General features: G+C 62.6%; 28 protein-coding genes, 1 tRNA gene and 2 pseudogenes. 21 read left to right on the plus strand and 10 right to left on the minus strand.

Going from position 1 to position 22,943, the window contains the following annotated elements; translation table 11 throughout:
- The first annotated feature begins 6 nt into the window (after positions 1 to 6).
- The 6 genes from FJ974_RS22250 (at position 7) to FJ974_RS22275 (ending at position 3,988) form a co-directional block, all read left to right on the plus strand.
- On the plus strand, positions 7 to 447 hold the full coding sequence (locus tag FJ974_RS22250; protein WP_140538219.1) for a DUF411 domain-containing protein: 441 nt from the start codon (positions 7 to 9) through the stop codon (positions 445 to 447).
- Positions 448 to 452: 5 nt separating this feature from the next.
- Entirely contained in the window at positions 453 to 995 is a 543-nt protein-coding gene (locus tag FJ974_RS22255) for a TlpA family protein disulfide reductase (protein ID WP_181177282.1), read from the plus strand.
- A 15-nt stretch (positions 996 to 1,010) separates the two neighbouring features.
- Entirely contained in the window at positions 1,011 to 1,757 is a 747-nt protein-coding gene (locus tag FJ974_RS22260; protein ID WP_413468319.1) for an SCO family protein, read from the plus strand.
- Positions 1,758 to 1,809: 52 nt separating this feature from the next.
- A complete protein-coding gene (locus FJ974_RS22265; protein WP_140538222.1) occupies positions 1,810 to 2,601 on the plus strand; it encodes a DsbA family protein in 792 nt (263 codons plus the stop codon).
- On the plus strand, positions 2,598 to 3,155 hold the full coding sequence (locus tag FJ974_RS22270) for a hypothetical protein (protein WP_140538224.1): 558 nt from the start codon (positions 2,598 to 2,600) through the stop codon (positions 3,153 to 3,155). Before FJ974_RS22265 ends, FJ974_RS22270 begins: the two co-directional genes overlap by 4 nt.
- 260 nt (positions 3,156 to 3,415) lie before the next feature.
- Complete coding sequence (locus FJ974_RS22275; protein ID WP_140538225.1) at positions 3,416 to 3,988, plus strand: cytochrome c; 573 nt, start codon at positions 3,416 to 3,418, stop codon at positions 3,986 to 3,988.
- A 13-nt stretch (positions 3,989 to 4,001) separates the two neighbouring features.
- Here the strand turns inward: FJ974_RS22275 and FJ974_RS22280 are convergent, their stop codons facing one another.
- On the minus strand, positions 4,002 to 4,484 hold the full coding sequence (locus tag FJ974_RS22280) for a DUF2127 domain-containing protein (RefSeq protein ID WP_140538227.1): 483 nt from the start codon (positions 4,482 to 4,484) through the stop codon (positions 4,002 to 4,004).
- A 102-nt stretch (positions 4,485 to 4,586) separates the two neighbouring features.
- Between FJ974_RS22280 and FJ974_RS22285 the strand changes: the two genes are divergently transcribed.
- The 4 genes from FJ974_RS22285 to FJ974_RS22300 all read left to right on the plus strand — a co-directional run bounded on the left by FJ974_RS22285 (position 4,587) and on the right by FJ974_RS22300 (position 6,426).
- On the plus strand, positions 4,587 to 5,063 hold the full coding sequence (locus FJ974_RS22285; protein WP_319023041.1) for a phosphatase PAP2 family protein: 477 nt from the start codon (positions 4,587 to 4,589) through the stop codon (positions 5,061 to 5,063).
- A gap of 116 nt (positions 5,064 to 5,179) precedes the next feature.
- On the plus strand, positions 5,180 to 5,413 hold the full coding sequence (locus FJ974_RS22290) for a hypothetical protein (protein ID WP_140538230.1): 234 nt from the start codon (positions 5,180 to 5,182) through the stop codon (positions 5,411 to 5,413).
- A 91-nt stretch (positions 5,414 to 5,504) separates the two neighbouring features.
- Entirely contained in the window at positions 5,505 to 5,651 is a 147-nt protein-coding gene (locus FJ974_RS22295; protein ID WP_181177284.1) for a hypothetical protein, read from the plus strand.
- A gap of 541 nt (positions 5,652 to 6,192) precedes the next feature.
- The gene (locus tag FJ974_RS22300) at positions 6,193 to 6,426 is read left to right on the plus strand and encodes a hypothetical protein (protein ID WP_226891348.1); all 234 of its coding nucleotides are present in this window, start codon (positions 6,193 to 6,195) and stop codon (positions 6,424 to 6,426) included.
- A gap of 82 nt (positions 6,427 to 6,508) precedes the next feature.
- On the opposite strand, the gene FJ974_RS22305 is transcribed toward FJ974_RS22300, so the two are convergent.
- The gene (locus tag FJ974_RS22305) at positions 6,509 to 7,441 is read right to left on the minus strand and encodes a dimethylarginine dimethylaminohydrolase family protein (RefSeq protein ID WP_140538232.1); all 933 of its coding nucleotides are present in this window, start codon (positions 7,439 to 7,441) and stop codon (positions 6,509 to 6,511) included.
- A gap of 24 nt (positions 7,442 to 7,465) precedes the next feature.
- Positions 7,466 to 9,058 carry an amidohydrolase gene (locus tag FJ974_RS22310; RefSeq protein WP_181177285.1) on the minus strand — a complete coding sequence of 531 codons (1,593 nt, stop codon included), beginning with the start codon at positions 9,056 to 9,058 and terminating at the stop codon, positions 7,466 to 7,468.
- An 82-nt stretch (positions 9,059 to 9,140) separates the two neighbouring features.
- On the opposite strand from FJ974_RS22310, the gene FJ974_RS22315 reads away from it, so the two are divergent.
- The 5 genes from FJ974_RS22315 (at position 9,141) to FJ974_RS22335 (ending at position 14,249) form a co-directional block, all read left to right on the plus strand.
- Positions 9,141 to 10,037, plus strand: a complete 897-nt coding sequence (locus tag FJ974_RS22315) for a LysR substrate-binding domain-containing protein (protein ID WP_140538235.1) — start codon at positions 9,141 to 9,143, stop codon at positions 10,035 to 10,037.
- Positions 10,038 to 10,305: 268 nt separating this feature from the next.
- The gene (locus FJ974_RS22320; protein WP_140538236.1) at positions 10,306 to 11,400 is read left to right on the plus strand and encodes an ABC transporter ATP-binding protein; all 1,095 of its coding nucleotides are present in this window, start codon (positions 10,306 to 10,308) and stop codon (positions 11,398 to 11,400) included.
- Positions 11,401 to 11,471: 71 nt separating this feature from the next.
- Complete coding sequence (locus tag FJ974_RS22325) at positions 11,472 to 12,584, plus strand: ABC transporter substrate-binding protein (RefSeq protein ID WP_140538237.1); 1,113 nt, start codon at positions 11,472 to 11,474, stop codon at positions 12,582 to 12,584.
- Between the two features lie 23 nt (positions 12,585 to 12,607).
- Complete coding sequence (locus FJ974_RS22330) at positions 12,608 to 13,441, plus strand: ABC transporter permease (protein WP_140538238.1); 834 nt, start codon at positions 12,608 to 12,610, stop codon at positions 13,439 to 13,441.
- 4 nt (positions 13,442 to 13,445) lie between these two features.
- Positions 13,446 to 14,249, plus strand: a complete 804-nt coding sequence (locus FJ974_RS22335) for an ABC transporter permease (protein ID WP_140538239.1) — start codon at positions 13,446 to 13,448, stop codon at positions 14,247 to 14,249.
- A gap of 418 nt (positions 14,250 to 14,667) precedes the next feature.
- Here the strand turns inward: FJ974_RS22335 and FJ974_RS22340 are convergent, their stop codons facing one another.
- Both FJ974_RS22340 and FJ974_RS22345 read right to left on the minus strand, forming a co-directional pair.
- A complete protein-coding gene (locus tag FJ974_RS22340; RefSeq protein WP_140538240.1) occupies positions 14,668 to 15,216 on the minus strand; it encodes a cytochrome b in 549 nt (182 codons plus the stop codon).
- Positions 15,217 to 15,454: 238 nt separating this feature from the next.
- A complete protein-coding gene (locus FJ974_RS22345) occupies positions 15,455 to 15,814 on the minus strand; it encodes an ArsR/SmtB family transcription factor (protein ID WP_140538241.1) in 360 nt (119 codons plus the stop codon).
- 444 nt (positions 15,815 to 16,258) lie between these two features.
- Here FJ974_RS22345 and FJ974_RS22350 point away from each other — a divergent pair, with 444 nt between their 5' ends.
- From FJ974_RS22350 to FJ974_RS22360, 3 genes are all read left to right on the plus strand, one after another.
- Positions 16,259 to 16,462, plus strand: coding sequence for a hypothetical protein (locus tag FJ974_RS22350; protein WP_181177286.1), 204 nt, complete (start codon positions 16,259 to 16,261; stop codon positions 16,460 to 16,462).
- A 118-nt stretch (positions 16,463 to 16,580) separates the two neighbouring features.
- Positions 16,581 to 16,826, plus strand: coding sequence for a DUF982 domain-containing protein (locus FJ974_RS22355; RefSeq protein WP_140538242.1), 246 nt, complete (start codon positions 16,581 to 16,583; stop codon positions 16,824 to 16,826).
- A 269-nt stretch (positions 16,827 to 17,095) separates the two neighbouring features.
- Positions 17,096 to 17,338, plus strand: a complete 243-nt coding sequence (locus FJ974_RS22360; RefSeq protein WP_140538243.1) for a DUF982 domain-containing protein — start codon at positions 17,096 to 17,098, stop codon at positions 17,336 to 17,338.
- Between the two features lie 499 nt (positions 17,339 to 17,837).
- Here the strand turns inward: FJ974_RS22360 and FJ974_RS22365 are convergent, their stop codons facing one another.
- The 3 genes from FJ974_RS22365 to FJ974_RS22375 form a co-directional block, all read right to left on the minus strand.
- Entirely contained in the window at positions 17,838 to 18,803 is a 966-nt protein-coding gene (locus FJ974_RS22365; RefSeq protein WP_140538244.1) for a glycosyltransferase family 8 protein, read from the minus strand.
- Between the two features lie 19 nt (positions 18,804 to 18,822).
- Positions 18,823 to 19,320, minus strand: coding sequence for a DapH/DapD/GlmU-related protein (locus FJ974_RS30305; RefSeq protein ID WP_140538245.1), 498 nt, complete (start codon positions 19,318 to 19,320; stop codon positions 18,823 to 18,825).
- A gap of 64 nt (positions 19,321 to 19,384) precedes the next feature.
- Positions 19,385 to 19,993 (minus strand): hypothetical protein, encoded by a 609-nt coding sequence (locus tag FJ974_RS22375; RefSeq protein ID WP_140538246.1) that lies wholly within the window; start codon positions 19,991 to 19,993, stop codon positions 19,385 to 19,387.
- Between the two features lie 114 nt (positions 19,994 to 20,107).
- On the opposite strand from FJ974_RS22375, the gene FJ974_RS22380 reads away from it, so the two are divergent.
- Complete coding sequence (locus FJ974_RS22380) at positions 20,108 to 20,275, plus strand: hypothetical protein (RefSeq protein WP_181177287.1); 168 nt, start codon at positions 20,108 to 20,110, stop codon at positions 20,273 to 20,275.
- A gap of 84 nt (positions 20,276 to 20,359) precedes the next feature.
- Positions 20,360 to 21,549 (plus strand): annotated as a pseudogene (locus FJ974_RS22385) (IS481 family transposase).
- A gap of 43 nt (positions 21,550 to 21,592) precedes the next feature.
- On the opposite strand, the gene FJ974_RS22390 reads toward FJ974_RS22385, so the two are convergent.
- Both FJ974_RS22390 and FJ974_RS22395 read right to left on the minus strand, forming a co-directional pair.
- Positions 21,593 to 21,669, minus strand: a tRNA-Arg gene (locus FJ974_RS22390).
- Positions 21,670 to 21,726: 57 nt separating this feature from the next.
- Positions 21,727 to 22,032 (minus strand): ETC complex I subunit, encoded by a 306-nt coding sequence (locus tag FJ974_RS22395; RefSeq protein ID WP_140539322.1) that lies wholly within the window; start codon positions 22,030 to 22,032, stop codon positions 21,727 to 21,729.
- 319 nt (positions 22,033 to 22,351) lie between these two features.
- On the opposite strand from FJ974_RS22395, the pseudogene FJ974_RS30440 reads away from it, so the two are divergent.
- Positions 22,352 to 22,921 (plus strand): annotated as a pseudogene (locus tag FJ974_RS30440) (NADPH-dependent FMN reductase); the annotation flags it as partial.
- Positions 22,922 to 22,943 lie beyond the last annotated feature (22 nt).

The raw sequence follows: 22,943 nt of genomic DNA on the forward strand, positions 1-22,943 counted from the left end.
TGCAAAATGAAACTGACCTACGCGCTGACCGCCCTTGGCGTTGCAATCGCAACGCCGCTGCCGGCACTTGCCGCGACAATCGAGGCGGTGATGTACAAGAATCCGCAATGCAGCTGCTGCGAGGCCTATGCAGCCTATCTCGAGCAGAACGGCTTCAAGGTCGACATCAAGCCGGTCAACAATCTCTCGCAGATCAGCAGCGATGCCGGCGTGCCGGCCGACCTCGAAGGCTGCCACACATTGATGGTCGACGGCTACGTGGTTGACGGACTGGTGCCGGTTGACATTGTCAAGAAGCTGCTCATGGAACGTCCCGCCATCACGGGCATCACGCTCGCCGGCATGCCTGCCGGCGCACCCGGCATGGGCGGCCAGAAGGACGGAACCTGGACGGTCTATGCCTTCACCAAAGACGGCAAGGCGCCGACCGTCTATGCGACGGAATGAGCGCCATGACCGCAAGGAAACTGGCCGTGGCCCTTTCGGCGATATTGCTGATATTGCTTGCGGCCTCGCTGCCCGCAGCGGCGGCGGAAGCGCCGCAGAACTTCGCCGTTCTCGACACGCCTGCCGCGCTGCCGGAGATCAAATTCGCGGACGCCGCCGGCCAGCCGAAAACGCTCGCCGGCTATTCCGGCAAGGTGGTGCTGCTCAACATCTGGGCGACGTGGTGCGGGCCCTGCCGCAAGGAAATGCCGACGCTCGACCGGCTGCAGGCCAAGCTCGGCGGACCGGACTTCGAGGTCGTTGCGCTGTCGATGGACCGGAAAGGCCCCGAGGCCGTGAAGAAATTCTTCATCGAGACAAGCATCACGCACCTTGCGCTGAACATCGACACCTCGGCCCAAGCGATGTTCACGCTCGGCGCCGTCGGTCTGCCGATGACGCTGCTGATCGACCGCGACGGCAAGGAGATCGGCCGGCTGATCGGCCCGGCCGAATGGGATGCCCCCGACATGGTCGACTTCATCCGCAGCCGCATCGCCGTAAAATGAGAAAGGAAATGACCGATGCGTGCCCGAACTGAGAGCGAGCCGGCAGCTGGTTGTGCTTCATCGGCGCGGCGCATGGGTCCGCTGCGCTGGTTGGTTGCGCTGACGGCGCTAGCCGTTGGCTTGGCGCATGGCGCGCTGGCGCATTCGCTGGATGAGGTCGACGCCATGCTGCGGAACGACGAGAGGTATTTCCAGCCAATCGACAAGCCCGTGCCGGACTTCACGCTGCGCGCTGCCGATGGGCGCATCGTGCGGCCGGCCGATCTCACCGGCAAGGTCGTCGTGCTCCATTTCATCTACACCTCGTGCCCGGACGTTTGCCCTCTGCATGCCGAAAAGATCGCCGAGGTCCAAAAGATGGTGAACTCGACTCCGATGAAGGATCGGGTCGTCTTCATCAGCATAACCACCGACCCGCGGAAAGACACGTCCGATGCGCTCAAGGCCTACGGGCCGACGCATGGGCTAAACCCGGTCAACTGGCTGTTCCTGACCACTGCCCCGGACCAGCCGGAGGATACGACCCGCAAGCTGGCGGAAGCCTTCGGCCACAAGTTCACCCTCACCGATGACGGTTACCAGATGCACGGCATCGTCACCCATGTGATCGACAAGGAAGGCCGCTGGCGGGCGAATTTCCACGGGCTGGACTTCCAGCCCATCAACCTCGTCACCTTCGTCAACGCGCTCACCAACGATGTCGAACATCCGCATGCCGATCCGAAGGAAGGCTGGCTCGCGAAATTGAAGAACTTTCTTTGATCCATTCATTGGCGGCGCAGATGCAGGGCCGCCCCAAGCTAAGGAGAGGCAAATGATCATGGGAGCAAAACAGGTAAGCTATTGCGGCGGCATCGTCCGCATGCTGCTGCTTGCTGGCCTGACGGGGTGGTTCTTACTCAATCCCGGCATTCAGGGCGCTGGGAGATCAGCGCTCGCAGCCGGCGAAATGTCCCAGGACCAGTTCGACCAGCGGATCCATGACTATATCCTGGCGCATCCTGAGGTTCTCGTGCAGGCGCTGCAGAGCCTGGACGAGCGTCAGCGTCAAGCGGAGGCGGCCGAGGCCAGGAAGGTGCTCAAGGCGCGTGCGGACGACATCTTCCACGACAAGCAGAGCCCGGTGGGTGGCAACGCCGAGGGAAACGTTACCCTGGTCGAATTCTTTGACTATAATTGCCCCTATTGCCGAATGATGGCGCCCGTCATGGATCAGGCCGTGGCCGACGATGCGCAGCTCAGAATCGTCTACAAGGAATTTCCCATCCTAGGCCCCGATTCCGTGTTCGCGGCCAAGGCGGCGCTCGCCGCCGACAAGCAAGGCAAATACGCGGCGTTTCACAAGGCGCTCTATGCGGCAAAGACAAGGGTAACCGAGGCGGTCGTGCTCAAGACCGCCGCCGAGGCCGGACTGGACGTCGAACGGATGAAGGCCGATATGCGACAGCCCGACATCCAGACTTCGATCGACCGCAACGCGGAACTGGCCCAGGCGCTGCGGATCACCGGGACGCCGGGCTTCGTCGCGGGCGATCAGATTTTTCCCGGCGCGACCGATCTTGCGACCCTGAAGACATTCGTCAATCAAGCGAGGGCCGGCAAATGACCAGCACCCCAAACCGGCGCACGGTTGTTCTCGGCGTGTTCGGCGTCGCCACGGCCGCAGGCCTTTTCGAGCGGCAGGAGCCGGCAATCGCAGCCGAGGATCCGGAATTAGCAAAGCGTTTTAAGGAGCTCAGCGAGAGCGGCAACAGCACCTGTTCGGCCAGGTTCACAGACTCGATCGCGACCATGCCGGCGATGGCTCGCATCAAGGGTTCGTGTTGCAGCCCGATGGAACTGAAGCGCTATGGAGAGCAGGTGCGAGGGCTTGCCAAGTACCGCGCCATCCCGATGATCCCCGGCGATCCGTATGACATTGCGGCTGCGATAGCGCAGCAGATGATGCCGTATTACGATCTGAAGCTCACCGGAGATGAGCAGAAGGCCTATGACTACGCGATGGCCAATTCGGAGGAGAAAGGTCCCTGCTGCTGCCCTTGCTGGCGCTGGAAGGTGTATGGCGGATTGGCGAAATACCTAATCCACGAGCATGCTTTCGACGGCAAGCAGATCGTGGATGTGTGGAACCTCTCCGACGGCTGCGGCGGGGGGATGTGAGAGTTGCCCGCGCATCTGAGCTTCCCGGCCGACGACCTCAATTCTTCAGGTCCTTGACGGCGTTCGGTCGCGAGGCAGTTACCATCGCGTCTGCGATAGGCATCGCGAGACTTCCCGGCAGTAAAAGAGGATGATCGCCGTGATGGATGGTGGCACATGGATGATGGGCGGCATGGCGCTCATCTGGGTTCTGGCGGTGATCGTCCTTCTGCTATCGATTGCTGCGCTCGTCAAATACCTGCGAAGCTGAGTGATGGTTCATGCCGGCCTTGACCTTTCTGAAGATCGCCGTCGTGACGACGAGGGTGCTGGCCTGCTCGCTGATGCTTGCGTGTTCGCCGGCGGCCGCAACCGATGCCATCGTGGCAGCCCGTCAGGCGTCGATGAAGAAAATGGCCGCGGCGGCACGGACGATCGCCGAGATGTTCGATGGCAAGCGGGCCTATGACGCCGCCGGTTTCAAGTTGGCGGCAGCGACGCTCAGCGCCCGCACCGGCCCAGCCTTGATCACCGAATTCCCCGAGGGTTCGCTGGGTGCGCCTTCCGGCGCCAGACCGGAGATCGACCAAGCGCGGCCGGAATTCGAGGCTCTTGCCCGCCATATAGGCCGGCTCGCCGATTCGCTCGCCGCCAAGGCCGAGGAGGCGCCGGCCGAAATCACCAGCGACATGCGCATGGGCACCGGCATTCCGATGGACGGCGGCAGCCTGCTCGGCAAGCGGCCGAATGCGCCGCAGGCCGATCCCGCGAAACTTCCGGCCGAGCACCTCCTGCATCTGATCCTGCAGGACTGTACGAGCTGCCATTCGAAGTTCCGGCAGAAGGTCGAGTGAGGCCGCCGCCTCGTCAGGCCTTCACGTGGCGGCGCACGACGCGCCACTCATGCCAGATCAGCACCATGACGACGGCATCGAAGACGGTGAGGACCAGCAGGCCGATGGAGTGCGTGTAGGAGTAGCGGTAGACCTGGTAGATCATGAAGGCGCCGAGCGCGGCAAGCGAGGCCGGATAAGACCACAGCTTGCCGCGCAGCAGGCCGATGACCAGAAGCAGCTTAATCAGGCCGTGGCTGAGCAGGTAGAAGGCATAGAACTCCTTGCTTGCCACCGAGAATTGGCTCGCCGCCTGCGACAGATAGCCAGCTATCAAATCATTTGGGTCTTCGATCAACTCCTCCTGGGTGAGGGTGTTGACGAAGGAGGCAATGGCGTCGGTGGTGGCGACATAGAGCAGGAGGCCGCCGAGGCATTCGATCAGCGCATGCGCGCCCTTCAGCCAGACGCTGATCTCGAAAAGCTGGTGGATGCGGCGCTCGTCAGCGGGATTCAAAATCAACCTCATGATAAACCAAGGAAATCAGGCCGGATGGACGCAGCTCTAACCCATTGGATCAATACAGCGGCCGGTGCCAGTCCGCTTCTTGATAGGGCAATGATCGCGATCTCACAAACCGGCGTTCCATTGATGGTGCTGGCAGTCGCGCTGCAATGGTGGTCCAGAACCGACCGCCACCATGTGCGCCATGCCTGCCTGTCGGCCGGGCTCTCCTTCCTGCTTGGGTTGGCAATCAATCAGGTTCTCCTGCTCGTCGTCCACCGGATCAGGCCCTATGATGCCGGCGTCACGCACCTGTTGATCGCGCCCAGCGCCGACTGGTCGTTTCCGTCGGACCACGCGACGGCCAGCATGGCGGTCGCCGCCGCCTTTGCCATGCAGGCCCTGCCGCGCCGCACGTTGGCGTTGTTCGCCATGGCTTTGCTGATCTGCTGGTCCAGGCTCCATACAGGCATCCACTATGCCGGCGATGTCGCCGGCGGAGCGCTCACCGGCTTCGCGGCAGCCGCGGCGGTGCGGCTCGGCTATCGCGAGAATTCCAGGCTGGATGCCATCGCGACGAGGATTTTCTAGACGCCACATCCTGCGTGGCGCCGCCAAAGCGATCGTGATCGACAGCGCGCATCACAAAAATGACTCGCTGGCGAGGCATATGCTAGGATTTAACGGACAAAGCAGGGTTGATCGTTATGGATGCCAGCGAACTGCAGGCCATAGGCGATACGCTGATGCGCCTCGTCTCCCCGGACATGACACCGAAGGAACTGGTCAAGGCCGTCCGCAAGGTGCATCCGAGGGCCTCGAAGAAGGACATCGCCCGCGCGGCCTTCCACGCCATCATCGCCAATGCCGACCAGGATCTCGGCAAATCGCGAAATCTGCAGGCCTTCGCGCTGGCCGAGCGGACACAACAGGCGGAATAGCGCACGCAATTATCCTTCGAATTGCGCCGCCCGCATTGTCGGAAAATTAATCAGCGATTCCTAATATAACGGTTCAATCGAGGGGGAATCCATGACCAAGAACCTCGGCAACGCCAAACCCCATTCGCCAGCGAGGGAATTATCGCCCTCGCTGATAAGCAAGGTTACGCCGGCGCTGTTTCCGCTGGTGGTCGCGGCGCTCGGCTATCTTATCGGCAAGCAGTTCTTCGGGTTTTAGCTGGCCAACACCGACCTTCACCGGCCACCAGGCCGTGTTCGAGACGATCGAGCGGCGCGAACCGGGAAGTGGCCGGGGGCGATGCGCGAGCACCTGGAAAACGCCCGCCGCAAGTTCGACGCGGGCCAGCCGAAACAGGATTAGGAACAGAGCCCTTTGCCCCCTGCTTTGGTCCTAGGGCCTAGGTCGTCCTTGCCCTCGCATTAGCGCAAGCGCATGTTTGCTGCAGCCGGCAGGCTCGCAAACTCCGGTCAGGCCCGGCCGCCGAACCCAATTACACCCCCCCAGGCTGCCGGGCCGCCGGTGTGGCGCCTGTAGACCGCGGCCTGTTATCCTTCGCGATATCGAAGTCAAACTTCTGCGAGACGTGGCCTCTCGTATGAAGCAGGCCGGGCCGCGCGCTATGCTGTAGATTTTCTTCTTCTGAACCCGAAAATATACCGAATGCCTAGCTATGGGTCTCGTACTAAACGCCCACGGCCAGGTCTTTACCGCAACTCACCGTGCGCTAAATCATATTACTATCCTAAGATCCAATTCTTTGACCGAAGGACTGGAGCTGTACATGGTGACGAGCGAACCAGATAGTGTCCGGGTAAAACCAATCAACGGACAGTGGATCGTGCGCATCGTCGATGGCGGCAAGCTGACGCAGCAGTTGTTTGACGTTCACATGGAAGCCGAGAGCTTCGCCGAGGCGGAACGTCAGCGGCTGGGGTTGCCCGGCGAGCCGCCGGCCGACGAGCCGGCCGGGGCGATGCGGCGGAGGCGCTGAGCCCAGGCTTGCGAGAGTGACTGCCCTGGGGTTGGCGCGCGTCGCACCCCCTCGGACATACCTGGCGCCGAGCTGCCGCGCCCTATGCCGCCTCGCGCCTCAGCGCCTGGGCCATGCAGTGGATGCCGCCGCCGGTCTTGGAGATCTCGCTCATGTCGACAGCGGCGACCTCGAAGCCGCGCGCCTTGAGCTGGCCAATCAGCGATCGGCTCGAGGTCGGCGCGATCACCCTGTCCTTGCCGAGCGACATGAAATTGCAGCCGAGCGCCATCGTGTCCTGGAAGGGCACGTCGATGATCTCATGGCCCTTGCCTTTCAGCCAGTCGACGATGCCGGGCTCGGTGCAGGCGAGGCAGACCGCGGTGAGCTTTTCGGCGATCGGCACCACCATCAGATCGATATGGACGTAATATTCGTCGATGAAGGCGATGCGCGTTTCCCAGCCTTCCTTGTCGAACCAGGCCTGCACCTGGCGGGCGCCTTCCTCCTGCGTGCGGGCGCCGCCGCAGCCGATCAACACCACGCCCTCCTCGATGACGTTGAAGTCGCCGCCCTCGAAAGTGCCGGCAGTGACCATGTCGTAGATCGGAATGCCGAGCTTTTCATAGGTGCGGATGGCGGCATAATTCTCGCCGCGCCGCCACCAATTGGCCATGGCGGTGATGATGGCGCCGTAAGGCGTCATGACGCTGGAGTCACGCGAATAGACCTGCATCGGCAGTTCCGGCGTCGGCTCGTGCCAGTGGATGTTGACGCCGAAATGCTCGTAGGCCGCGACGAGGTCCTTATGCTGCGCCTGCGCGATCTGGATGTTGCAGGGCGCTTCGCGCAGATGCTTTCTGGACAGCGAGCTGGTCGACAGGTGGCGCAGGAAATTGGGCGAGCCGAGAAGCACGTCGGTCAGCCTGTCGGTCTCATTGGCGAAGCCCCAGGCGGTCAGCGGCCTGGTGCCGCCGGCGGGATTGCGGCGCTGCAGCGAGAACGGTTCGGCGACAATGCGGTCATGGGCGGTCATGGGGTTCTCCTCTTTGTTGGTCAGTCATGGGGTGCCGGCAGACGGTATCCACCAGTCGCGGCCGCGGGGCGTGCTGACATATTCCGGCCAGCGAAAATTGATCGGCGGATTGTAGTCGCAAAGCGGCGCAATCCAGGTCGAGCCGCCGATGCTGCCGCCGGTGCGGGCGACAAACTCGTCCATCGCCGCGTCGCGCGCGGCCTTGTCCTCGAGCAGGCGCAGCGCGGTGAGCGCCACCGTCTTAGAAGCGCAGGTCACCATCGGGTCGATGGTGGCGGGGATGCCGCCGAGCGCGTTCATCGCCCAGGAAGGATAGGCGTGGCCGTTGGCGGAGCGCAGCGCCGGGCGGGCAACGTAGAAGCGCGACGTCGGCGCGTGCCAGCTCATGTCGGTGTAGTCGTCGGATGTGGAGTTCATCTGCGACGGCGGCAGGTCGCGGCGCAGGATCGCCTCGGCCTCCTGCGGCGCGATCAGCCGCTCCAACTCGTCGATGAACGGGTTCTCGGTCGCCTCGCCGCCGGCATTGACCTGGACCTCGCGGGCGATCGCCCTCGCCTCCTCACCCCATTGTGGCGCACCGACAGTGGAAAGTGCCTGATAGGTGATGTCGGCCATGGCATGGTTGGCGAGGCCCGGCCGCGACTTCGACACCCAGTGGCGCTCGTAACGGCAGCCGCTCATCTTCGCCGCCGCTTCCGCGTTGCGGTCGAGCACGGCGGTGACCTGCTCGGCCATGGCGATGGTCGGCACGCGGATCATGTACTGGATTTCGGACAAGCCGGCCGGCAGGTTGTCGGCTGTCGCTTGGCCCGCGGTCAGGATCGCCTCGCTGATCGACCAGCCGCCCTGATGCGTCAGCATGGAGTCGCGCAGCGCCTTGGAGGCCATATACATCATCATCAGCGCGTCGTTGGCGCCCGGCGCCCTGACCGCCGAATGCGCCTGCGGGATCGGCGCGCCATCGCTTGCGCGAACCCAATTTTCCGGTTCGTCGCACACAAAGCGGTAGATCATCGCATAGGCCGCGCCGCAATGGGTGTCCCAGCGCACCGTGTTGCAGAGCGGCAGCATGTAGAAGGGATGGAAGGAGATCATGCCGGCAAGGCCGTCATAATAGCCCTTGGCGGCGTGGATCGGCTTCGAGCCCCTCACCTTCTCGGCCGGCTCGCCGGTGAAGCGCAATGTGCCCTTGATGCCGTGCTCCAGCATCGCCGCCTTGGTGGCCAAAAGTCCGCCGAGGCTGCCGATGCCAAGGCCCGAATGCGGATCGGTGTGGCCGCCGGCCTCGACTCCGAAACCGGCGCGCGGCCGCTTCAGCGTCGCCGCATCCTGGCAGTTGCCCGGCACGGCATCGTACTCGGCATACATGCCGATGGTCGGGCCGTCGCCATTGGTCCAGTGAGCACAGAAGGCCGTCGGCATGCCGCCCGAGCCTTCCTCGACCGAAAATCCCTCGCGCTTCAGCCTGTCGACATACCACGCCGCCGACTGGTACTCGCGCCAGGCGGTTTCGCCAAAGTCGAAGATGGTGCGTGTCCATGCCGAGAGCAGCGGCTGGATGCTGTCGATGCAGGCGAGCGCGGTTTCCTGCGCCGAAGTCGTCACCGGTTTTTCCATGGCTTAAAGAAAGCAGTGAAGCGGCTCATCAAAAAGTGATATGTTTTCCCGGTTCGTGCAAATTCGGTTCACCTGAGGCCTCTTGCGAATACCTTCCACGCAGGCGCTGCGCGCTCTCGACAGTTTCGCCCGTCACGGCAGCGTCTGGCGCGCCGCCGACGAGCTTCATCTCACCCGCAGCGCCGTCTCGCATCAGCTGAGGCTGCTCGAGCGCGACCTCGGCTTCGATCTCCTGCAGCGCATCGGCAAGGGCGTGGCGCTGACGCCGCGTGGCCAGCGCTACGCGGCCGACGTCAGGAAAGCGCTGACCGTGCTGGGCGATGCGGTGACGCAGGGCGGCGGCGCCGGCGTCGGCGGCTCCTTCGCCATCTCCTGTCCGCCGGGCTTCGCCTCGATGTTCCTGTGCACCCATATCGGCGAGTTCCAGCAGATGTATCCGGACGTGGCGCTCTCCGTGCTGACGCCGCGGCGGCTCGACGATGTCAGCAATCCGGAGGCCGACGCCTTCATCGCCTTCGGCGTCGGCAATTGGCCGAACCGGGCGGTGGAACTGCTGTGCGAAGTCTCCTTCACGCCGCTCTGCAGCCCGACGCTGCTCAACAAGGTGGGTGGATTTTCCAAACCAGCCGACGTGCTGCGCGCCAATCTGCTGCATCTCAGCGACACCGAGGACTGGGCGCGCTGGCTGGCGTTGTCCAAGGTGGAAAATCCCGACACCGAAGGCGGCATCTTCTTTTCCGACATGAACCTCGTCTTTTCGGCGGCGATAGCCGGCCAGGGAATTGCGCTCGGCGACGAACTGACTGGACGACGGGCGCTGAGCGAGGGCCGGCTGGTCAAGCCGTTCGAAGCAACCGTGCCCTCGCCGCGCGCCTATTTCCTGGTCTTCGAGCATGCCAAGGCTAACCACCCGGTGCTCAATGCCTTCAGCGACTGGCTGAGGGCGAAGCTGTCGGAGAATAGGCTGGCGACGTATTGATGCGGGGCTAATCTCCCCACTTGAGGGGGAGATGGCCGCGAAGCGGCCAGAGGGGGTCGGTCCGACTGGTCTCAGCCTCCTGCTGCAGATGGATGTTGGCGCTCCACGCGAGGCGCCCCCCTCTGTCGCCTTCGGCGACATCTCCCCCTCAAGGGGGGAGATTTGGCACCACACGTGAATCAAATTTGCCGATCAGACGAAAACTATTCGGTTGCGGTGAGCCGCAGCGGTGCCTACGATTTGGCGTGACGGTGAGGACAAAGGCAGGATGCAGCAACCCGGCCGGGCGGCAGAGATCAAGGCGAACGGGATCGGCAAGAGCTTCGGCTCGTTCCGGGCGCTGGACAATCTGACGCTCGATATCGGCCGCGGCGAGTTCCTGACGCTGCTCGGCCCTTCCGGTTCGGGCAAGACCACCTTCCTGATGATCCTCGCCGGCTTCGTGCAGCCGAGCGAAGGCCGGCTGTTCAGCGACGGCGCCGACATCACCAACCGTCCCGCCGAGCAGCGCGCCGCCGGCATGGTGTTCCAGGGCTATGCGCTGTTCCCGCATATGAGTGTAGAGCAAAACATCGCCTTCCCGCTCAAGGTGCGTAAGAAATCAACGGCCGAGATCAAGCGCGGCGTTGCCGAGATGATCGAGCGCGTCGGGCTCAAGGGCCATGAGAAAAAACTGCCGGCGCAGCTTTCCGGCGGACAGCAGCAGCGCGTAGCGTTGGCGCGCGCGCTGGTGTTCGAACCGGGCGTGCTGTTGCTCGACGAGCCGTTCTCGGCGCTCGACAAGAGCCTGCGCGGCCAGATGCAGGCCGAGATGAAGCGGCTGCATCAGGAGACAGGGACCACCTTCGTCTTCGTCACCCACGACCAGAGCGAGGCGCTGGCGCTGTCGTCGCGCGTCGCCATCTTCAACCACGGCAAGCTTCTGCAAGTCGGCAGGCCGGACGAGGTCTATGACCGGCCTGCCAACCGCTTCGTCGCCGAGTTCCTGGGCGAGATCAACATGCTGCCGCTGAAGGGCGTCAAGTCCGCCGACGACGGCGCCACCGCGCTCTGCGAGGATCGCGCCATCACACTGCGCGGCAATGCGGACGCCGTGAACGGCAACGCCATCCTGGCAATCCGGCCGGAGCACATGTCGATCGCGCGCGAGGCGGCGGCCGGCGAGAACGGCATTGCCGCGACTGCGGTCGGCTCGACCTATCTGGGCGCCGCGACCAAGCTCGACCTCACCACGCGCCAGGGTGCCAAGGTCACCGTCTCGGTGCCGAACGAGGTCGCGGCCGCGGCACTCAGCAAGGGCAATTCCGTCTGGCTGACCTGGCCGGCGGAAAAGGGTTTCCTCCTTCCGGACGGAGGACAGTAAGCACCGCCGCCGCGGCCTGAATTGGCCGCATCGGCCTCCGGTTCAAATCAACGACAACAAGGGGAACTGACATGAACGATACGAAGAAACAGACCATCGAATCCCTCGCCGAGCGGACCAAGCGCGGCGAGATTTCGCGCCGCCAGTTCGCACAGCTTGCGGGCCTCGTGCTCGCCGGCACGCCGATGCTTTTGCGTTCGACCGGCGCTTTCGCCGAGACCAAAGGGCTGGTGCTGGTGAACTGGGGCGGCGACGCCATTACCGCTTACGATGCCGCCTACGGCCAGCCCTTCACCAAGGACACCGGCATCCCGGTGAAGATGGACGGCTCGGGCCCGACCGAGGGCGCGATCGCCGCGCAGTTCAAGAGCGGCGCGCCGACCTGGGACCTGGTCGACGTCGACCCGTTCTCTGCCATCACGCTCGGCGGCCAGGGCATGCTCGAGCCCATCGATTATTCGATCGTCGACAAGAAGAAGATGCGGCCGGGTTTCGGCTGGGAATATGCGGCGTCCACCTACTTCTTTTCCTATGTGATCGCCTACGATTCGCAGAAATTCGGGTCCAATGCGCCGACCGGCATGGCCGACTTCTTCGACGTGAAAAAATTCCCCGGCAAGCGCTCGCTCTACAAATGGGGCGTGTCGAGCTGGGAAGCCGCCCTTCTCGCCGACGGCGTGGCACCTGCCTCGCTCTATCCGCTCGACCTCAAGCGCGCGCATGACAAGATCGCCGCCTTCAAGGAAAACGTCGTCTCCTATTGGGGCGGCGGCGCCGAGAGCCAGAGTGTGCTGCTCAACGGCGAAGCTTCCATGGCGATCGTCTGGTCGACGCGCGCCTCGCTGATCGAGCAGGACTCCGGCGGCCAGATCAAGTTCATCTGGGACCAGGGCCTGATCTCGCCCGGTGCGCTGGCGGTGCTCAAGAACAATCCCGGCGGCAAGGAAGCGGCGATGAAGTTCATCGCCAGCACCCAGGACCCGCAGAAGGAACTGGTGATGTTCGACAAGCTCGGCCAGGGTCCGGCCAATCCGGCCGCCGACGCGCTGATCCCGGCCGACAAGAAGCGCGTCAATCCGGTCGACCCGGAAAACATGAAGAAGCAGATCCCGCTCGACATGGATTGGTACGCCAAGAACTACGGCGCCGCGCTGGACGAATACACCAAGATCATCTCCGCCTGACCGGGCGGAGGACTCTTAGACTGATGAGAGACACCCTCTCCGACAGGATGGGCGCGGCGCTGTTGATGGCGCCGCTGCTCCTGTTCCTTGTCCTTGCCTATGCCTGGCCCTTCCTCGGCGTGGTGAAGTGGAGTTTTACCCTCCCCACGCCCGGCCTCGGCCAGTATCACGCTCTCCTCACCGACGACCTTGTGCAGTCGGTGTTCATCCGCACGCTGCGCATCGCGGCGATCGTCACGGTTGTCTCGGTCACCGCTGCCTATGCCATCACCGTGGTGTGGGTGCGCGGCAGCCCGGTGCAGCGCATTCTCGCCGAATTCTGCATCCTGGTGCCGTTCTGGATCTCGGTGCTGACGCGCGCCTTCGGCTGGGTGGCGCTGCTTTCCAACCGCGGCCTGATCAACACCTGGCTGCAATCGATCGGCTTCATTTCCGAGCCGCTGACGTTGGTGCGCAACGAGTTCGGCGTCATCGTCGGCATGTCGCATTTCCTTATACCCTTCGCGGTATTCCCGCTGGCCTCGGCCATGCGCAGCCTGGACGAGCGCGTGCTGCTTGCGGCGCGCGGGCTGGGCTCCAGCCGCATGCGCACCTTCTGGACGGTGTTCGTGCCGATGACGCGCTCCGGCATCATCGGCTCGGCGCTTATCGTTTTCGTCTTCTCGCTCGGCTTCTTCATCACACCGGCGATCCTCGGCGGCGGCCGCAGCGTGATGATCGCCGAGCTGATCTACCTGCGCATCTTCCAGAGTCCCGACTGGGGCCTGGGCGCGGCGATCAGCGTCGTGCTGGTGGTGTTCGTCGGCGCGCTGATGGCGCTGCTGTTCCGCTATGTGCGGCCGAAGCAGCTGGTGTAGCGCCATGCCAACCTACCGTCCCGGCCCAGTCTCGCTGATCCTCGCCGTCCTGGTGGCGCTGTTCCTGCTGCTGCCGCTGCTGGCGGTCGTCCCGGTATCGCTGACGCCGAGCCGGATGCTGGCGATGCCGACGGGTGAACTGTCGCTGCGCCACTACCGCTCGCTGATCGAGGATCCGCGCTGGATCCAATCGATCCTGCTGTCGATCAGGATCGGCATCGTCAGCAGCGCCCTTTCGACCGTGCTGGCGCTGTCGTTCAGCCTGGGCGTGTGGATGTTCCAGCCGCGCTTCACCGCCGCGCTCGTCGGCTTCGTGCTGCTGCCGATGGTGGTGCCGCCGGTGGTGTCGGCGGTGACGCTCTATTTCCTGCTGACCTCGATCTCCGGCATCTCGTCCTTTTTCGGCTACGACACCTGGCTCGGTGTTGCCATGGCGCATTCGGTAATGACCGTGCCTTTCGCCACGGTGCTGATCCTGGTCTCGCTCAGCCAGCTCGACCGCCGCATCGACCTTGCCGCGCGCGGGCTCGGCGCCGGCGTATGGGAGCGCGCTACGCGCATCATCATGCCCAACATCAAGTTCGGCATCGTCACCGCGGCGCTCCTCTCCTTCGTGCTGTCCTGGGAGGAGATCGGCGTCACACTGTTCATCACCTCGGTCAACGCCATCACGCTGCCGAGGCTGATGTGGATGGGGCTGCGCGACAACATCGATCCGGCGATCGCCGCCCTTTCGGTGATCCTGATCATCATCACCGTGCTGGTGCTGGCGGCACGCAGCGTGATTACGCGGCGCCCCGTGCCGTAAGCTCGGCCTGAAAAGAAAAGGCCCGCCGGGAGCGGCGGGCCTCGTGCGAGGCCAAAGTGGACGTTTCGGCCGTCACGTGATCCGGGGGGTGGATCGGCAGCGAATTTAGCCAATCGCGGCCACGCTGGCGATTTACAAATCCGTAAAGTTCGGTCCCATCGGCCGGAGCGCCCATCGACCAAAGCGTTGCGTTTTCCCTGGCTTGCGGGCGTCGGCGGCATCGTCCGTGCCGCGTCCATCAACCAAACGTGATGAGGCATATCGGCCGGTACCGGCACGATAGCGATCGGCCCGTCCCACAGCCGCCAAGTTCGGGCAAACCAGAGCATGTCTCCCGAAAGTGTGCAGCGGTTTCGAAAGACATGCCAGAAATCAAGACCTAAGGCATATCGCGTGAATCTTCTTCACGCGACATGCCTTAGCCGGCGCGATTCCCGGGAAGCATCCTGGCCAAGATCGCGTCGCGGCGAACGAAGTGGTGATAGAGCGCCGCCAGGGCATGTAGGCCAGCCGCGATCAGTATGCCATTGGCGCACAGGGAATGAAGCTCGCGAATGGTCCGGGCGGTCGCCCGGTCCGGGGCGAACGGGGCCGGGATCGTAAAGAGGCCGAAGAAGCTTAGCGCGTCGCCCCTGAACCAGGTCAGAAGGATGCCGAGGATGGGAATCGCGATCAGCAGCGCATAGAGGATGAAGTGGCCCGCCTTCGCAGCCGCCCGTTCCAAACCGGTCATCCCCGGCGGAAAGTTCGGTGCGCCCCTGATGCCGCGCAGCGTAACCCGCCAAAGGACGAGTGCGGCCAGCAGAAGGCCGAAGGAAATATGCAGTCGCCAGATGGCGTCCACTGTTGGATCACCGCGCGGCAACAAGTCTTCGCCATAGGTCAGCGCGTATAGCAAAATAACAAGCGCAAAGAGCGCCCAATGCAACAATTTCTGGCTGGAGGTATAGGTGCTGATAACGGCCATTCCGAGCGGCTCCATTTGGCAGGCGCCTCTGTCTCCAGTGCATTCCTGGCGGAGTTGTGGCCGCTAAGTTACGAATTCGTAAGTCAGATTATGGATCTTTCATGTTTCGGCCGATCGGCCAGCCGATACTCCGGGCGCCGCCGTGCGGGCCCGTTTGCAACTGTTGGAATTTCGCGCCTGTCGAGGCGCCGCGGCAGGCGAAGGCCCCCCGGCCTCGCCTGTGTCGCGGCCGGCCGCTTCAGGCGGCCTCTGGACGGCGCATTCTCTCGACGAGAGCCTGCCGCGCCGGCCCGGCAAGTGGCTTGTCCATGTCCAGCAGGCCGTCGAGCAGAGCGAGAAGTTCGCGCGCCGCGGACGACTTGCAGGAGTAGTAGACCATCTGACGGTCGCGGCGGGTGTCGACCAGGCCAAACCTGCGCAGTTTGGCCAGGTGTTGCGAAAGCGCTGACTGGCTGAGCTCAACCTTGTCGGCGAGCGTGCCGACGGACAGTTCACCCTCGGCCAGATAGTTCATGATGAGCAGACGCTTCTCGTTGCCCATCACCGCAAGAAAGGCCGCAGCGCTTTCTGCGTTGGCAGTAAGTTTCTTCGTCACCATTGGTTTCCCCATGTTCATGCTCCTCCGAGCGCCAGGGGGCAGTGGCATCGGAGTTCTCAGAGCGTTTGGCGGGCCGGCCCCGACATGGAATCGGAACCTGCTCTGTTTCTTTGTTCGACCGAAATCCCTCCGTAACCCGGTTGCCACCACGTCGGGATTTTGGCCTCGGACAGCTGCGCCGCGTTGTTGCGCAGCGTAAGCCGGCGCAGACTCGGAATAATTCCGCGCCGCTAATGAGTATCAGTGCCGCGCTGTTTCAGCAAGAATATAACGAGGCCGGCAAGCAAGCGGCGAAGTTGCGGGCCAGAGGCATGGAGACCTGTCAGCCAAGGTGCTGGCGAAACGCGCATCGTCACGACTTTCGCAAGGACTCACGTTCGAACCCGAAGCCGTGCTAATATTAGCCGGATTACAAGGGGGACATAAGGGCTCGAGGAGGAACCCATGTCCATCGCGTCGATTGCACGAAACACGTTCACGCCGGAGGAAACGGCCAGACTCGGCCGCGTTTTTGAGGCCGGCCGCGTCGCCGGCGAAACCGAAGAGCAGAAGGAAGCGCGGGCCTCCCGCATCATCGCGAACTATATGGCCGGCATCACCGACGAGGCGGAACTGCTCGAACTATCCCGCAAGCCGCTTGGGCGATAGCGCCGGGGCAGGCATGTTGCCGAAGCCACGGGTTTTTGCTCACATCCTGTTGAAATATTGCGATGAAACCTCCCGGGCAGTTGCGCGTTTCTGACCCAACGCATTCAGGGGTTTCGCGATGGTCCAGGGATGGTTCTCCAAGCCGGTCGAGGTCGCTGTCGGCATAGCAGGCTCGATTCGTCATGTCTCCAACGCGCAGCAGGCCGTCGAGCTGCTGACCGGCCAATGGCGCGGCGCCGGCAGCGCGCTGCATGGCGCGGCCGTGCGCAGCTGTCGCCGGGCGATGAGCGGCGATGTCCCGGCCGACAATGCCAGGGACGCCTTCGTCAGCGCCGCGCGCGAGGCGCATGTGCTGGTGGAATGAGCTGAACACTTCGATCTTTGATGCCCCGAACAAATCCATCGACGTGACGTCAGTCGCTGCGATATCCGCTGGACATGGCAGGCCCGCTAGCGCCTCTGCGAGCACTGGGGCGGCCTTTTTTGCATCATCAAAAGAGCCCCAAAAATCTTCGGAACCTAATCGGCGATCGATGGTTAATGCGCGGGGTTCCGCAGCGGACCCGCATCGCATCGGGCGCCAGCCGGCGCCGATTGCTTGCTCAAAAAACGACCATAAGAATGGAGGACGTAATGAATGACGTCTGGTTTTCCGAACCGGTCGTAATCGATTTCCAACCAAACGGAAGCCGCAAGGTGTCAAGCTGCTTCGAAGCCATGGAATGCCTGGACCAACGCTGGCCCCGACGGGCACGCGACCGTGCCTGGCGGTCGGCCACCCGCGTTTGCCGCGACGCGCTCGACGGCCTGAGAAGCCCGGTCGAGGCGCGCAAGACATTGCGCAAGGCGGCGAAAGCCGCAGGCCTGCTTGGCTAGGGCAATTGCGGGAGAAGCTGAAACGGCTTTTTTCGCCCGGAATTGCGTGAAAATGAGGACTTAGACGGTTCATCGTTCCCTAAAACGGTGAGCCAGTTTGGCTTGCACCCCATGGTGCCCCGACTAAAGGATGCCATGCCAGGCGCGCCCCGGTTTTCCATTGCCGAGGCGGGCTTGAATTTTGACCAAGCCCGCGCCAAGCGGCGGCCGGCGCATACTCTAGAGGGCATTCATAACGCATCTAGCGGGTTACATGAAAACGCCGGCCGCCGGGGCTTTGGGTGCCTGTTGGGTTCAGGCATCTTCATTTCGGCGAGTCGGGCGCCAGCCCTCAAGGCGAAGGCCGCACCATGGTGAACGGGCAGTTACTATCCACAGGCTGTCGCCTGCCCGGCCCGCCGGAGCAATTCCAGGAAAGGTGAAACGGTTTTCCGTCCGGAATGCGTCAAGACAAGACAGAGCGGGGCATCGTTTCCGTGAAACCCGCTCTGGCATCCAATCAGCCAAACCCGCCAAGCACTTCCGGGAACTGGACGGCCATCGCCCCGTCATCGGCATGCTTGGCATAGATCCGGTGCATCTTGTCGCCGTCATAGCGGGCGCGGCGACGGTGAACGTCCCTGCCGAAGAGGCCGGCGACGGCGTCGAACCGGCGGAGGAAGCGCTTCATCACGCCGCGTTCGAACGGTACGCGCTGCTCAAACGGTTTGCCCCACGGCGTACCCTTGGCCAGATCGCGCCAGACGCTGAGCGCTTCGAGCTCAACCCCGACCTGATTGCCCCACGGCTTGCCGCCTGCGAAATGCCTGGCCCAGGCCTGCGAGAAGCGAAACTCCCTCGTGCCAAGCGATTGCAGGTTCCAGTTCGGGTGCATCGTCTGCCATTTGCGCTCGAAGACGACGTTGAGCGCATTCTGGTCGTTCATCTGCCCGTCGACGGCGAGTTTACGCGCCTGCTTCAACAGATCCTGCTCGCGCACCGGCGGCATGTTGAAGACGATGATGCCGGCGTTGAAATAAGGCGCTCCCGGCTGCATCGACATGTCTTTCCGATAGCCTGGCCGGAAATACATGTAATCGTCATGCGCCGCCAACAGCGGCGCGTGGATCGGCTGGTCTACCAGGCCGGCGATGTCGCGATTGAACAGGACGTCGCAGTCGATATGCGCGATGCGGTCATAGGCGGCAAACTCGGGAAACAGATCGGCGAAGAGCCGGATGAAGGTTGCAGCGCTTCCCGGCCGAAAGCGGTAGCCGGAGCCGGCCATAAAGGCCGTCACGTCGACGATCCGGATGCGATCATCCAGCAAGCGCCCGGCAACGGCGATATCGCTCTCGCTCGCCCCGATATGCATGATGAAGCCTGGCGTTACTTGTCGCGAAACATCCAGAATCCGGCGCGCCGCCAGGCAGGCATATGGAAAGTATTTCGCATCCGCGGCCAGGAAGAAACAAGACTTCATCATTTCTGCTGTCTATTGCACCCTATGTCGTCGCGGTGCCTGCCACAAAACGCCTTTCGATGAAAGCCTCGATGCGGCCGGTGAGTGTGCCGGCCTCGCTTTTGACCTTCTCGTCGTCCCACTGCCACCACTGGATTGCCAGCAGCTTTGCGACGACGTCTTCAGAAAATCGGTATCGAATCACCTTGGCCGGAGAGCCGACGACGATCGCATAGGGCGGCACGTCCTTCGTCACCACGGCCCCGGCGCCGACGACCGCGCCGTCACCGATCGCCACCCCTGGCAACATGATGGCGCCGTGGCCGATCCAGACGTCGTTGCCAACGGTGACGCCGCCCGGCCTGCCGCCATTGTCGACAGGCTCGGGCTGCTTCAGTATCCGGCTGTGGATAGGAAACGAAGTGGCGCTGCCGGTCAGGTGGTGGCGGGTGCACATGAAAAGCACGTAGATAGTCGAAACAAGAAGCGATGGGCAGGTTCCTGGTTTGACAATCACGCTAGAGATAGTGGAAGCGGGCATCTATTGTGCTAGAGAGCATATGCTTGGCAGTCAACAAGAAACCTAGTCACCAGTGTCTACCTCGCTATGTGCTTGCAGTAATTAGGCCCCGCGCCTCAGAGACCATTGTACTCAGATACTCTAAGCCAAGTTCCGCAATGTGCTGCGGTGTCGGATCAGTAATGGCTTTGCCCTTGTGTTCGATCGGAACGTCACAGTAGTCGCCAAACATCTGATTTGTGACGATCCGCAAAACAATATTGGGGCCGCGAAGCGTCGCGTCTGCGATCTGCCCAATAGGCTCGTTAGTAGCCGGATCGACCTTCTGGACCCTCAAAGGAATCTCTTTGCCGAAATGCTCCGGCAAAAAACCTAACGGCTTACCATCAATCGTGGGGACGTTCCTATGAGTGATATGTTCTATACCATGCTGATCGCTATTTCGGGCAAAATGGAGATACTTGAGTAAAGGATCGGTTTTTCGCTCGCGTTTCTTTCGACCAAACCATGCCTCGCTCTTACCGACACCTTTTGCGCCCTGCTCCAGCTTGGAATATACGGTGCCTGCTGCAACTATGAATTCACCCCACGCGAGCTCTGCTTCTTCATAGTTAGTGGCATGCTGTAGTCTCGCGCAGCTTTGCTGAGCTAAGGCAAGTTTGTTCTGAGCTAAATCAACGGCAACAGGCTTCACCTGCTCCTCCAATGGGATGTCACAGCTATAATCCTATCTGGCATTTTTTACACAACAACACAGCCCCGTTAGCGTCTTCGACCAAACTCCCAAAGGAAATCCCATGATCAACCAATGCGCGCCGGCGCAATCGCAGCCGCACGGGGCTTGAATGGCCGCAAGCTGCTTTCGGTGCAAGCAACGGCGAAACTTGAAGGCAGTTTCGATGCGATCAAGGTTCCCAATTTGCCTAACCAATCAGACGAGTTAGTAATTCAGACGATAGCCAATTGGAATCATTGATAGAAAATCGAGCGACCCGAGACATAGGTGACGATTTGTACCGGACACATGGGTAACACTTTTGGCTTTTGGCCGGAGGTGTTGATGCCGTGGAGAGAGTGTTCGGTGATGGAGGAACGTCTACGTTTTGTCGCCCGCCTTCTGGATGGCGAAGGCATGAGCGAAGTGTGTCGGGAGTTCGGGATTTCCCGCAAGACCGGCTACAAGATCTTCGGCCGCTATAGGGAGGAAGGGCTCGAAGCCCTATGCGACCGCTCGCGCCGGCCGGTCCGCTAGCCAACCAGCTGCCCGACCCGGTCGAGCGGCTGGTCGTCGAGGCCAAGCGCGACAAGCCGCATTGGGGCGCCCGCAAGATCAGAGAGCTCCTGGTGCGCAAGCTGGCCGGGGACGTGCGTATTCCCGCCAAGAGCACGGTGCACGCGGTGCTCGACCGTCACGGCCTTGTGAGCCAGGCCCGCAAGAGGAACCGGGCGAACAAGGCCGAGGGCACGCCGCTCTCGCAGGCTGTCCAGCCCAATGACCTGTGGTGCGCCGACTTCAAGGGCGAGTTCAAGCTCGGCGACGGCCGCTACTGTTACCCCCTGACGGTCACCGATCAGGCCTCGCGCTACCTGCTTCTCGCCGAAGCGCTTGAAGCGACAAAGGAAGCTCCGGTCATCGAGGCCTTCGTCCGGCTCTTCAAGGAACGCGGCCTGCCGCATGCCATCCGCTCCGACAACGGCGTCCCCTTCGCTTCCCCCAACGGCCTCTACAACCTCTCGAGGCTCTCCGTCTGGTGGCTGCGGCTGGGGATCGCGATCGAGCGCATCAGGCCCGGTCATCCGCAGCAGAACGGCCGCCACGAGCGCATGCACCGCACCTTGAAGCAGGAGACCACGCGGCCGCCGGGCATGAATGCCCTCCAGCAGCAGGCCAGGTTCGACGCTTTCATCAGCGAATTCAATGAGGAACGGCCCCACGAAGCCATCGCCATGAAGGTGCCGGCCGAACTCTATAGCCCCTCGTCACGGCCCTATGATGGCCTGCCGGAGCTGACCTACCCCTTCCATGACAAGGACACCATGGTCACCGCCTGCGGCCGCATCTGCATGATGAGGAAGAAGATCAACGTCTCGACCGTGCTCGCCGGTCAGAGGCTCGGAATCAAGGAAGTCGACGACGGCATTTGGCTCGTCAGCTTCATGCATTATGATCTGGGATATATCGACCTGGAGCAGAGGACCTTGCAGACCATCGACAATCCGTTCGGCACGAGATTGTCACCCATGTCTTAGGTACGAACTGTTACCTATGTCTCCGGGCCGTACAAATGGAACTTGGCGATCCCGGCAGGATTCGAACCTGCGACCATCGGCTTAGAAGGCCGGTGCTCTATCCAGCTGAGCTACGGGACCGCTGGCCGGCCATGCCGGCTGATGTGATGTCCGCCAAGTAGCGCCCGGGCGCGTCGGTCAATGCGTCCAGGGCGTCCGGCGGTCATAGCGGAAATTGTCCGAATAGGAAATCTGCCGGCGCTTGGTTTCCTTGGGCTCCTCGACGCGGAAGGCGATACCCTGCTTCTCGGCATAGGCGACCGCCTCTTCCCTGGTGTCGAAGGTCAGCCTGATCTGGCTCAGCATGTCGCCCGAGGTGGTGTAGCCCATCAACGGGTCGATCTTCTTGCGCTGGGCGGGATCGAACTCCAGCACCCAATGGCCGGTCTTGGCCTTGCCGGACTGCATCGCGGTTTTGGCTGGGCTGAAAATACGCGCGGACATGACCACCTCGTTGCTGCCCCGCGGCCGAAGCCGGCGGGCACCCCTTCACCGGCGCCTGCCCTCCAAAACCCGCTTGCGGGCTGCGGAGGCTCGCGCCAACTCGTCAATACTGTGCAACCGCGCCGGCGGCAAGACCGCAAGCGGCCAAGCAAGCGGACGGGCGGACCGGACGAGCGGAACCTCGCATCGGCCCGGACATTAACTGGAAGTCAGGCGATCAGCCGGCCGCTTTCGTCTTTGCTTACGGCTTGCAAGGCGGCCGAGCACGCTTCCCGGTGAAGCGTCGCCATCCATCGTCACCAAGCCTGGACAGTCCGCCATGACCAAGACAGCCGAAAACCCCATCTTCCAGCTCGCCGTCCTTGTCGGCAGCCTGCGCGCCCAATCCTTCAGCCGCAAGATCGCCAAGGCGCTGGCCGCCCGCGCGCCGGATTCGCTGCGTTGCCGCTTCATCGAGATCGGCGATTTGCCCCTTTATAACGAAGATCTGGACGGCGATACGCCACCCGCCGCCTGGTCGGCGTTCCGCGCCGCAATCAGGGAGTGCGACGCGGTGCTGTTCGTGACGCCGGAATACAACCGCTCGATCCCAGGCGGCCTGAAGAACGCGCTCGATGTCGGCTCGCGTCCTTATGGCAAGAACGTCTTCAAAGGCCTGCCCGCCGGCGTCGTCAGCGTCAGCCCGAGCAAGATCGGCGCCTTAGGGTCCAACCAGGCGCTCAGGCAGACTTTCGTCTTCCTCGATATGCCGGTGATGCAGCAGCCGGAGGCCTATATCGGCAATGTCGCCGACCTGCTCGACGACAATGGCGCGGTGAAGAACAGCGACACCGCCGCCTTCCTGGAAAATTTCATGGGCGCGCTGGAGATATGGATCCGAACCGTGCGGCCGGGCGGCTCCTCCTTCGACG

The sequence above is a fragment of the Mesorhizobium sp. B1-1-8 genome, assembly GCF_006442795.2.
In the GTDB taxonomy this organism is placed as follows: domain Bacteria; phylum Pseudomonadota; class Alphaproteobacteria; order Rhizobiales; family Rhizobiaceae; genus Mesorhizobium.